Source organism: Sphingobium xenophagum (assembly GCF_031457465.1).
In the GTDB taxonomy this organism is placed as follows: domain Bacteria; phylum Pseudomonadota; class Alphaproteobacteria; order Sphingomonadales; family Sphingomonadaceae; genus Sphingobium; species Sphingobium xenophagum_A.
This window is the reverse complement of record NZ_JAVDWV010000004.1, coordinates 260633-271061: the sequence shown is the minus strand read 5'-3', so window position 1 is coordinate 271061 and position 10429 is coordinate 260633. Positions and strand designations below refer to the sequence as shown.

11 protein-coding genes and 2 pseudogenes are annotated in these 10429 nt (G+C 59.2%); 6 read left to right on the top strand and 7 right to left on the bottom strand.

Annotation, left to right across the window (positions count from 1 at the left end; genetic code table 11):
* Positions 1-342: 342 nt before the first annotated feature.
* Positions 343-1231 (bottom strand): annotated as a pseudogene (locus tag J2W40_RS05835) (IS630 family transposase); the annotation flags it as partial.
* Positions 1232-1322: 91 nt separating this feature from the next.
* On the opposite strand from J2W40_RS05835, the pseudogene J2W40_RS05830 reads away from it, so the two are divergent.
* The 4 genes and pseudogenes from J2W40_RS05830 to J2W40_RS05815 all read left to right on the top strand — a co-directional run.
* Positions 1323-1847: pseudogene (locus J2W40_RS05830) on the top strand (molecular chaperone HtpG); the annotation flags it as partial.
* Positions 1848-1911: 64 nt separating this feature from the next.
* Positions 1912-2796 carry a Rossmann-like and DUF2520 domain-containing protein gene (locus J2W40_RS05825; RefSeq protein WP_409050345.1) on the top strand — a complete coding sequence of 295 codons (885 nt, stop codon included), beginning with the start codon at positions 1912-1914 and terminating at the stop codon, positions 2794-2796.
* A gap of 241 nt (positions 2797-3037) precedes the next feature.
* Positions 3038-3292 carry a hypothetical protein gene (locus J2W40_RS05820; RefSeq protein WP_310222593.1) on the top strand — a complete coding sequence of 85 codons (255 nt, stop codon included), beginning with the start codon at positions 3038-3040 and terminating at the stop codon, positions 3290-3292.
* Positions 3293-3301: 9 nt separating this feature from the next.
* Entirely contained in the window at positions 3302-4159 is an 858-nt protein-coding gene (locus J2W40_RS05815) for an AraC family transcriptional regulator (protein WP_310222617.1), read from the top strand.
* A gap of 220 nt (positions 4160-4379) precedes the next feature.
* Here the strand turns inward: J2W40_RS05815 and J2W40_RS05810 are convergent, their stop codons facing one another.
* The 5 genes from J2W40_RS05810 to J2W40_RS05790 all read right to left on the bottom strand — a co-directional run bounded on the left by J2W40_RS05810 (position 4380) and on the right by J2W40_RS05790 (position 8672).
* Complete coding sequence (locus J2W40_RS05810; RefSeq protein ID WP_310222591.1) at positions 4380-5339, bottom strand: PDR/VanB family oxidoreductase; 960 nt, start codon at positions 5337-5339, stop codon at positions 4380-4382.
* Positions 5336-5806 carry a hypothetical protein gene (locus J2W40_RS05805; protein ID WP_310222590.1) on the bottom strand — a complete coding sequence of 157 codons (471 nt, stop codon included), beginning with the start codon at positions 5804-5806 and terminating at the stop codon, positions 5336-5338. The genes J2W40_RS05810 and J2W40_RS05805 overlap by 4 nt, the downstream gene beginning before the upstream one ends.
* A gap of 28 nt (positions 5807-5834) precedes the next feature.
* Positions 5835-6440, bottom strand: coding sequence for a Rieske 2Fe-2S domain-containing protein (locus tag J2W40_RS05800; protein ID WP_310222588.1), 606 nt, complete (start codon positions 6438-6440; stop codon positions 5835-5837).
* Positions 6441-6653: 213 nt separating this feature from the next.
* Positions 6654-7652: an MBL fold metallo-hydrolase gene (locus J2W40_RS05795; RefSeq protein WP_310222585.1), complete on the bottom strand. Its 999-nt coding sequence runs from the start codon at positions 7650-7652 to the stop codon at positions 6654-6656.
* A gap of 69 nt (positions 7653-7721) precedes the next feature.
* A complete protein-coding gene (locus tag J2W40_RS05790) occupies positions 7722-8672 on the bottom strand; it encodes an NAD-dependent epimerase/dehydratase family protein (protein ID WP_310222584.1) in 951 nt (316 codons plus the stop codon).
* A 255-nt stretch (positions 8673-8927) separates the two neighbouring features.
* Here J2W40_RS05790 and J2W40_RS20570 point away from each other — a divergent pair, with 255 nt between their 5' ends.
* Both J2W40_RS20570 and J2W40_RS20565 read left to right on the top strand, forming a co-directional pair.
* Positions 8928-9086 carry a Rieske 2Fe-2S domain-containing protein gene (locus J2W40_RS20570; RefSeq protein ID WP_409050344.1) on the top strand — a complete coding sequence of 53 codons (159 nt, stop codon included), beginning with the start codon at positions 8928-8930 and terminating at the stop codon, positions 9084-9086.
* The gene (locus J2W40_RS20565) at positions 9049-9234 is read left to right on the top strand and encodes a hypothetical protein (RefSeq protein ID WP_409050339.1); all 186 of its coding nucleotides are present in this window, start codon (positions 9049-9051) and stop codon (positions 9232-9234) included. The genes J2W40_RS20570 and J2W40_RS20565 overlap by 38 nt, the downstream gene beginning before the upstream one ends.
* A 127-nt stretch (positions 9235-9361) precedes the next feature.
* On the opposite strand, the gene J2W40_RS05780 is transcribed toward J2W40_RS20565, so the two are convergent.
* A complete protein-coding gene (locus tag J2W40_RS05780) occupies positions 9362-10330 on the bottom strand; it encodes an AraC family transcriptional regulator (RefSeq protein WP_310222580.1) in 969 nt (322 codons plus the stop codon).
* Positions 10331-10429: the final 99 nt, after the last annotated feature.

The following is a 10429-nucleotide window of genomic DNA, read 5'->3' as shown; positions in this document are numbered from 1 at the left end:
AGCGAATGTTCGGCAAGTTGAAGCAACAACGCCGCATCGCCACCCGCTATGACAAAACCGTCCTGTCGTTCGAAAGCTTCCTCAACCTCGCCGCTACACGGCTGTGGCTGAAGTCTTTTGTCAATGCGGCCTAGATGCGGACCGTCCGGTTCCAGCAGGTCGCGACCAGAGCACGAACCCGCTCCGCGGGAGGGTCGCTTGGGGTGACGTAGCGTAGTATTGTTCAGGCTTTGTGAGCGGCGATGTCGCCTTGCGACCGTGGAGTTCCTTCAACGGAAAGGAACTCACCATGGATGCCATCACTTCCCCGATACGCCACGGCTGATCGACGAGCCTGTTTCAGGTTTCGCAGCAAAGGTAGATGATGTTGTCGTGGGACGTGAAGATCCGGTTGGACAGCCAGTTATCGCGCATGAACTGCCAGATGTTCTCGACCGGGTTGAGCTCCGGGCATTTCGGCGGCAGGGGAACGATGCTGATGTTCTTGGGCACTTCCAGCTTTCCGGTCACGTGCCACCCGGCTTGATCCATCAGCAGTACGCAGTGGGCGCCGAGTTCGATGGCGAGCGATATCTCCGCCAGGTGCAGCGACATGGTCTGGGTGTTGCAGAACGGGAGGACCAGGCCAGCCCCCTTACCACGTTCGGGGCAGATGGTGCCGAAGATGTAGGCCGATTTCGTCCTCTGATCCTTGGGCGCCGACGGCCGGGTGCCGCGCTTAGCCCAGCGGCGGGTGATCTTGTTTTTCTGGCCGATACGGGCCTCGTCCTGGAACCATACCTCTATGGGCGTGCCGTCAGTTTGACATAGCCCAGCTTTTCAACTCTCGCCCTACGGTCGTTTCCGTCAGGGACACGCCAAACTCGTCATGAAGCCACCGCGCCAGGTCCATCAGCCGCCAGCGGACAACCCCGTGAATCGCTGGGATCGGGCCGCTTTCAACGACCTCTGCAAGAGCCTGGCGCTGGGCATCGTTCAACAACGGGGGCTTGCCCGGCGCCTTCCCGTCGAGGAGACCGTCTGGACCTTGGGCATTGAACCGCACCACCCAGTCGCGCACGATCTGCAACGTCACTCCGCCGATGCGCGCGGCATCGCTGCGGCTTGCGCCATCATAAATTTCCGCCAATGCCAGCAACCGTCGTCCCTGGTTCGCGCTCCTTGTCGCACGAGCCATGCGTGTCGAGCCCACTGCATCAAAGTCGTCCCGCAATCCAATCGCTGCACCCATCGTCATGCCCTCCAACAGGAAGCCATAGATTCAGAAATTCAGCGCCTTGGGAATCCCACTCGTGAGTCAGCATCAATGGAGGTTGGTATAAGTGCTGCTGCTGCCCGACCAGGTCGATAATTTCTGGACCACCATGGGCGTCGATTATGAAGGCAAGCCCTTCAAGTCGGTGACGCAGGGCGGCGCGGACCTGGGCCTCATTCCGCTGGTCGAAGGCGCGGACAAGCCGACCGAGCCGGAAAATGCAGCCGTCGCCGACTTCCTCGCCTTCGCCAAGACGACCCTCGCTGATGCCGTATCCGATGTGCGCGCGTCGGACCGGCTGACGATCAGCGCTGTATGCCTGGTCGCGCCCGAAAGCGGTATGGACCGGCAATTGGAAAAGCTGCTCGCCAGCGCAGGCCAGCTCCCGACGGCGGCGCTCCCCGTGCTGGAGATTAATCCGCGTCATGCCCTGATCCAGAAACTGGCGTCGAGCGACGATGCGGATGGTCTCAAGTCCGACCTCGCCCATTTGCTGCTCGACCAGGCCCGCATCGCCGATGGTGAACAGCCCACCGACGCGCGCGCCTTTTCGGATCGGCTTGACCGATTGATGAGCCGGGCGGTCGGCTGAAAAACGGCATTGGCCCGTCATCCATGCGATGACGGGCCATCCTCCGTGGGTTAGGGTGGCGATCATGGTCAGCACATCGCCCTACCGCCGGATCGGCATCATCGGCACCGGCCGCGTCGCGTCCGCGATCGGCCATGCGCTCGCCGCCCATTCCAACGACTCGCTCGTCATCTGGGGCCGCAACCCTAAGAAATGCGCCGAGGCTGTCGCCGTCATCGGACGGGCACAGACGGCCGGAGATATGGCCCAGATCGCGCGCGACTGCGATCTCATCATGCTCACCGTCGCGGACGACGCACTGCCGCACATCGTCGCCTCTCTGGCACAGGCCGAAGCCACCGACCAGCCACGCTTCATCTTCCACGTCAGCGGGCGAAGCGGCGCGGCCATATTGGACCCACTGCGCAGCGCCACGTCGATGACGGCGGCGATCCATCCCGCCATGACCTTCACCGGCAAGCCGACGAGTGAAGTCCAACATATGATCAAAGCCCGCTTCGCCGTCACCGGATCGACTGAGCAAGCCAACGCGGCAGCCCAAAAGCTCGTGACTTTGCTGGGCGGCATCATGGTGCCGATCGAAGAAGCACAGCGCGCGCTATATCATGCCGCTTTATGCCACGGCGCCAACCATCTGGTCACGCTGATCGCAGGCGCCTGCCAGGCACTCGCCACCGCCGGCGTCGCCGAACCCTTAGCGCTTCTCGCCCCCCTAGTGCGCGCCGCGCTGGACGTCAGTCTCGATCACGGCATGGCAGGCCTCTCCGGCCCGCTGCTGCGCGGCGACGACGAAACGATCGCCAAACATCTCGCAGCGCTTAGCCAACAATGCCCGACACTCCTGCCGCCCTATAAGGCAATGGCGCTGACAACCCTGGACGAACTGGACAGGCACAATGGCGCGCCACGATCTACCGTCGCTTGCCGAACGCTTCTGGAAGCGGACTGATATCAATTGCATTGATCACGACCCACATGCCGATTTGCGTCGTGCGATTGTCAAGATGCGCCACGATTGACCGATCAGCCTGTTCCAAGCTTTGCAGCAGAGGTCGAAGATTTTGGCGTGGATGTGAACCAACGGGCGGCGTAGCCAACATCCGGTTGGATAGCCGGTCATCGCTTACGAACTGTCAGATGTTTTCTACCGAGTTAAGCTTGGGCACACGATCCCGCCCGATAAATTACGCTTGTTTTTATTGATCTCCAAACAAATCTCACCTGCAGCCCGGAAACTTGCTTCCAGCGCATGTGAACATGGTTTCTTTGAAAATGAAGATATGATAAGCCCAAAAACAGCTATTATCCTCTGGCGCTCTTGTCGCACGGCCATGCCGCGCACCCAGCAAAAACCACGAGAGAAAGCCCGCATTGGACCTGCTGAGTACGACATTTGCATCGACCAGACTGGAAGCTCCCTGCTGGCCAAGCTCGATCTGACCTAGCCGTGGTCAATTGATTTCATGCATGGCTCAGGCTCCCCCGCCTATTACATCGTCGAAGGTGACGCTTGGATCGAGGCAGTGGGGAGCCAGGTTCGCCTGACGGCGGGCGATCTTGTCATGTTTCGGCGCTGGGACGCACATATTCTTTCCTCCTCGCCCAAGGAACCATGCAAAACAATCATGAAGGTGGTTGCGCACACCGGCGTCACGCCATGGATGCCGCGGGATCTGCTGGAGCGGCCAACCGAACTGAGTTGGGGCGGGGCCGGCCGGCCGACACGCATCCTTAGCATGTGTTTTCGGTTGGAGCAGCCAGAGCGCAGCCCGCTTCTGCTTGGGCTTCCAGCCATGATTCATATCCGCGCCGACGATGCTCGGATGCAGCGCTGGCTCCAACCGGTGCTCGAATTCATCCGTGAGGAAACGCAGGCTCAACAGGCCGGCTATGCCATGGTATCCAGTCGGTTGGCCGATCTCTTGTTCATGCAGATCATCCGCGCCCAGCTGCTCTCGCGCCCAGATGAAGTCACAGGTTGGCTGAAGGGTCTTTCCGATCCTGCTATCGGGCGTACGCTGGCTGCAATTGGAGAAGACCCTGGACGGCGCTGGCGGGTGGACGATCTTGCAAAAGTGGCCGGCGTTTCGCGGTCCAACTTTGCCAAGCTCTTTTCCGCCAAGATGGGCGTATCCCCTCTGGAGCACCTTACGCGCCACCGCATGCAGATTGCCGCGGAACGGCTGTCACAAGGTGCAATGGTCAAGACGCTCGCCGGAGAGTTAGGCTATGCCACGAGCTATGCTTTCGCAAAGGCCTTCAAGCGACAGCACGGCCAAAGCCCCGGCCACTTTGGACGCCAGCGGCGCTAAATAGCCGCCGCACAACTCTCAAGTCAAACCGCATTGCCAACTTTGCTTTCCTCACTGGCCAATGGTCCCGGATGATGTCGATCAAGGCGGCCGGATCCATGGCGAAGGTATCGACTGGCTTTCCTGAAGCCTTGCTGATCACCACGCAGATATCCTGAACGGAGAGCGGCCCGTCTTCCCATTGGCGGCGCTGACGAGGATTTTCATTGGTTTCGTATTCTTACAGGTCGATCACCAGTGCCGCGCTTTTCGCGCGTGAGCAGCAGGGAGTGAATTGATTGTTGGCGGCATGTTCAGCATCGGTCAAAAACAGATCGCGGTGGTCTGGTTCACCTTCAATGACGCGCGTGAGGCAAGCCCCGCAGATACCTTGTTCGCAGGAAAGTGGAATTACAATGCCCGACGCCTCCAGAGCTTGCGCGGCGCTCATGTGTGCGGGCACATGGATGGTCTGGCCGTTGCTCGCCAGTTTCAGCATAAAGGCGCCATTGGCGGTGTCAGTACTAGCCCCGGTTGCAAAATATTCGCGGTGGACTTGTGTCGGCGGCCAGCCGGCAAGGTGCGCCGTGTTGAGAACATGATCGATGAAGCCAGCCGGTCCGCAAATATAGAGATGTGCGCCAGGCTGCGGCTCTACCAGAATTTGCGCTGTGGAAAATCGCTGGTCTTCCGGCCCATCGTCATAATGGAAGTGAACGCTGTCGGCAAAGTGGGCTTGGGCGATGCGTGTTCGGAAGGCGGTACGGTCCGCGCTGCGCGTACAATAATGCATCACGAAGGAATCGCCTGCCAGCGCCAGTGTTTCGGCCATGCACAGCAAAGGCGTAATTCCGATGCCGCCGGCCAGCAGGATCGAGTGTGTGGCCCCTGGCGCTACTGGAAAGTGGTTGCGCGGGGAGGACGCGCGTACCATCTGCCCCACCGTCAGCGCATGAGCCGCCACGGAGCCGCCGCGCGAAGCCGGATCGCGCAGGATTGCGATCTCATAGCCATCCCGCCCGGCGGCGCTGCACAGCGAATATTGCCGTACCAAGCCACCCGGTAGTTCAAGATCGATATGCGCACCGGCCGCAAAGGACGGCAGTTCCCGCCCTTGCGCATCCACTAGCCTCAGGCTGATAATATCCAAGGCTTCCTCGCGCCTTGCGGCAACGCGCAGTTCCAGCCAGTCGCCCGTCATTCCGCCACCGCCGCTTCGGCATCGAGCTTGGCCTGGATGATGCGGCGGACGCGCATTGCGGCCACATCGCTTTTGGCGAGCAATTCCGGCCCCTGAGCGGGGAAACGGTGTAGCCTCTCTTCAATTTCGCCTGCGGCCACCACATCCTGCATGCGCACATTGCGGTCCATTTGTTTGAGCGCGGCGCTGAAATCATCATCTCTCAGTCGATAATTGCGCGAGAATGATGAGAAGTAATGCGTACTGCTCGCAGTCTCCGGCGTCAGCGCATGATAGAAACGGACCTCACCAAAGATGGCCGGGTCAACGCTATCCTTGCCGTCGATCTTCAGAATATTGCCGGAATTGGTGCGGATATAGGCAGGGGAATAATAATAGGTCTGGATTTCGGTGGCATGAAGGCCATCAAAGCGGTTCTGTGATCCAAACAGCAGATCGTAAAAGCCCGAAACCCAGGGGGTTTCCATAACGCGGCTTGCCCTTAGGCAATGTCCCTCATCCTCGACCGCCAGCGGCACCGAGAGAAACCCGGTGCCGTCTTATCAGTACGCCATGCAAAAAGGCGACGTGGGTGAGGTCCATCAGATTTTCTACCATAAGTTGCGCCCGGCCTGCAGTTGGCAGCAAATCGACATGATCGACCCGCCATTCCGGCGCGCTCACGCCTAATTCTTCGATGGGAGGCAGCAAGGCAGGATCAGCCTTTTGAGCATCGCCCGGCCATATCCAAAGCCACGGGCCATGCTCCACCAGCGGGTAGGTCTTCTGACGAAAGCGTGCAGGTGGGGTGCCTTGCGAAGGAATGCGCGAGCAGGCACCGGTGCGGCCATCGAATTCAAAACCGTGATAGGCGCATTGGATCGCATGGCCAATCACCTTACCCTGGGCCAGAGGATAGTATCGGTGCGGGCAAATGCCCCACATGGCTGCAGGCAGCCCATCCTCCATCCGGAATAACGCAACAGGCTCATCCATAATGACGCGCTCGATAGGGCCGGCATCAAGCTCATCGGCAAAGGCGGCAACATACCAGCAGTTGCGTAAAAAGCTCTTTTCTCCCGAAAAAGGATACATGTCTCTCTCCTTGCCTGTGTAACCCATGCTGCAGCCATTGGTCGGGGGCGGGCACCATCATTGCGCTGCAGAATGGCAAATCACCGGACATGGGAAAAGGATGTTGCCGTCCGAATTGATACTCCTATCGTCTTGCATGAGTGAGCGACGCAGCTGCGCCGTTGGGTGGTTGGATGGCAAGTCCCATAGCTAGAAGTCGGTCCGGGGCGGCCACTCCCCGGCCCGTGCAGCGGCTCCGGATTAGTTGGCAGAAGAGCATCCCACGTCAAAGCTCGACAAATCCCTGGCGAGTGCGGTTGCGCCTGTGAAGTTCATTCTCACACCACCACGCAAAGCAGGCTCGGCATTGCGCAACGGCCCTGGCGAGATCGCGTAATGCGTAAGCACAAGTTCGCCGACCTTGGCGTCAGCGGCAAGCTGTCCTGCCGCTTCCGGGGTGAGATGGTGCTTCTCGAAATGCGCCTTCATGCCCGCAATCATCGACGGCTGGATGAAAGAATTGGCACGCATGGAATCCAGGATCTGCTGAACGAGGATCACCTCGCTGACAAGAATGTCGCTGCCCTTTGCCAGTTGTACCACTGCCGCACTCGGGCCCGTGTCACCGGTGTAGGTGATGCTGCGCTTGTCCAGAGTGAAGCGATAGCTGAGCGAGGCGGATGGACGACCATCTGCCAGCGCGGGCGTTTCGCTAAAGTGGCTGTTTTCGGCAGCGCGAACGGTCAGTTCACCCATTGTCATGGTGCTGCCTCCAACGAGTTCGAACACCTCCACACCGTCGGCGGGCGGAATACTCTTCTGGCCAAGGCCGTAGCCAACCACGGCCGATGCAGTCATGGAGGAAAGGATGCCGTCTACCATGGTCTTGGTTCCAGGCGGTCCGTAGATACGAAGCACGCCAGGTGAGTTGGTTGCCCAGCGCAAGCCGATAACGCCAGCTAGGCCGGCCGTATGATCTTGGTGATGATGGCTCAGGAACACAGCATCAATTGCGGCAACATTCCCGCCAAGCCGGGCAAATTGATCTGCGGCCCCGTCGCCAGCATCGACCATGATGATTTGCTTTCCCGCTTCAAGCAGGTTTGCCGGTTCGGACCGTTCGGGGGTCGGTACAGGTCCGCCAGCGGTTCCCAAGGTCGTCCAGCGAAAGTCAGGACAAATATTCTGCTGGGCTATCGCCGACACAGGGCTCAAAAACAGACCTGCGGCGCACGCTGCGAAAAGTGAGTTTGTCTTCATCTTAAGCGCTCTCTTCCATGTGCTCTAAGTGTTGGCTTCGGCGTTTAGCATCTTCTTCAAGAAGAAGGTTCAGCTCTTGAGAGCTTGGCTGATCAACGTCGCTATGTCCCCGTCGTGGCGGAACCCCAGGCCGTCTGCGAGCGGGGTTGCCAGCATGGGTTGGCGGGCAAATTGACGATCCAGATCCTCGTTCGGGCTGAATGTCACTGTGGCCCTACTTTCGGGAAAGTGCCGCGCTAGACCGGTGATGAGATCGCTGAAACAGACCCACTGCGCCGGCAGCGTGAAGGCCCGCTGCTTGCCTAGCAGGTCCGCAGGCACCCGTCCGGCGTGGAGGAAAGCGTCGACGCAGGCCTCGGTAGAGATCAACCAAGTGGTCCCTTGGGGTGACACCGGCAATTCGATTGCCCGGCTGGCGGCATAGTCATGGAACAGGCTGTTGATGAATGCCGATTTCAGCTTCTGGTCGGCGTCCCGGCGGGCGACGATGCCGGGAAGACGGAGTGCCATTCCGTCGATCCAGCCCCGCGCGCTCATCTGTTCGATGGCGATTTCTACCATGCGCTTGTGGGCGCCATAGACCATCGCTGGATAGGGGATCGTGTGATCATCGACGGGATCGGTCTGGCCGAGGCCGAACACGGCTATCGAACTGGCAAATACTACACGCGGCCGGTTGCCCGCGAGACGCAGTCGATCGAGCATATCAAGCGTGGCATCGACGTTCACTCTGCGTGCCAGCGCGGGATTCGCTTCGGCCGCGCCACCAAGAATGCCGCCGAGGTGAAACACAAGGTCTGCGGGAGTATCGAACACACGGTCCAGTACCGCCGCATCAGCCAGATCGCCGACGATAATTCTGGTTCGGTCGTCGGCTTCGAAAGGAGGCGGCAGAATGTCAATCAGCGTCAGGTTGCAATCGGCATAGTCGGGAGACGCGAGCAGGGCGCAAGTCAATTTTCTGCCTATAAAGCCGCTGGCACCGGTTACGATAACGTTGCGTCGAGTGCCGTTGGGCATGTCCTCACCCCTGTTGGCGCGATGTTGCGACCTTGCAGGCTACTTCGGGGATGGTAGTGGAACTGTCAAAGCCATGGTGCTGGTTGTACCTATCGGTATCGCCAATAGGTGCCCCATTAAGACCAGGGGCATTATAATGTCGATCTTGCAGGCGGATTTCGCCATTCGGGGTGTCATAACCGTTCGGGTGCGTGCGACCGCGCCCAACGGCGAAGCTGCGCCGGCGTTTGCCTACATCGCATAATGCCCATGTGACTGGGCACCCTAAAAGAGGACCGTATCGTTTGCGGTTATCACAGGCTTGCGTTCGACATGAGCGGAAAGTGCGTGGAAGCCCCCACCTCGTCCGACTGGATGACAAAGGTTAAGTCAGGCATTGGCTGCCCAGAACGAGGCGGTTGTTGCTCAGGATAAGGATGCCCTTGAGGCGATCGAGGCGGCTTTCGCCTCTGGTACGAAGTTGCCGCAGGAAATTTCCATGTCCTCGGATCTTGGGGCCATACGCGCTCGATTGCGGATTATCCAGATGATCCGCAACGATGCGGCACCGCCAAGCACGTAGCTGGCGCATCCGAGCGTCGATTAAAAAACGCATGGTTTGCCTTGCGCTCGCCTCGCGTCGAGGTTGCACTTGTCTAATCCTTTTGCAGAGGGAAACAGCATGCTAGGGCTGGGCGATAGCACGGCGGTCAGCCTCGCTTCTGCGTTCGCCGCATGTCTTGGGGTGACATGTCGAAATGATCTCGGAAAGCCTGGCCAAAGGCATAATAAGTGGCATATCCAGCTTCGCCTACGACGGCCTTGATGCGCGCGCCCGCCAAAAGTCGTTCTCGCGCACGCTCCAGCCGAACGGTTCGCAAATATTGATATGGCGTCTGTCCCACCAGTTTTTTGAACCTGAGACAGAAAGTACTGCGTGACATTCCGCAGTTTCGGGCGAGGCGGTCGACCGACCAGTCCTCCTCGGGCCGGTCGTGAATGGCAGCCAGGGAAGCGCCGATTCCAGGATCAACAAGTGCTCGCAACCACCCGGCCACGTTTTCTGGGTGCCGCAATAGCTCGAAACGCACGATCTGCATGAATACGAGATCGGCAAGACGGCTCGACACGACGGCATAGCCGCCATGCTGTTGTTCGGACTCCGCCGACAGGAAATCGAGGGTTATCCGAAGCCAGGATTCCATACCTGTTGCGTGCGCATTTAAGTGAATGAAGCGGGGCAGGCCCAATAATAGTGGGTGGGGTGTCGTTTCGTCCAACTCAAAAACGAGTGACAGGATGCGCGTTCTTTGTCCCGCGCTGCCTCCAATTCCAGCTAGTGAAACGCGTAGAGGCCGGTCTAGCCATTGTCCCGGTTGCCAGACATCCCCTTCGTTCATGCGAACGGCTTCGCGTATTGTTATGTCTCTCAGATGCCCATCGTCGCTGCGCAACCAGTGGCGGTCCCATCGCGGGAACATCACCAGTTCACCCGCATTGAGGCGCAAACTCGGCATGCCCGGCCGATCAAGCCATGCCGTGCCTTCGAGTATGAAGTGCATCGGCGCGCCAGATGGAGCGTTCTCGAAATCGACCTTCCAGGGGGACACGAAATCAAGCATCGCCAACAGCGAACCTTTTAGGCGCTTGTCAGCGAGTGCCCTGCTTAAACTGTCCATTCTTGTGCCCTCGTCGTAAATGTGGGACGAATCTAGCACGAAATTGGACCGAACCTTACTCGAATTGCTGTATTTATCCGGTAATCTCTACCCATAACG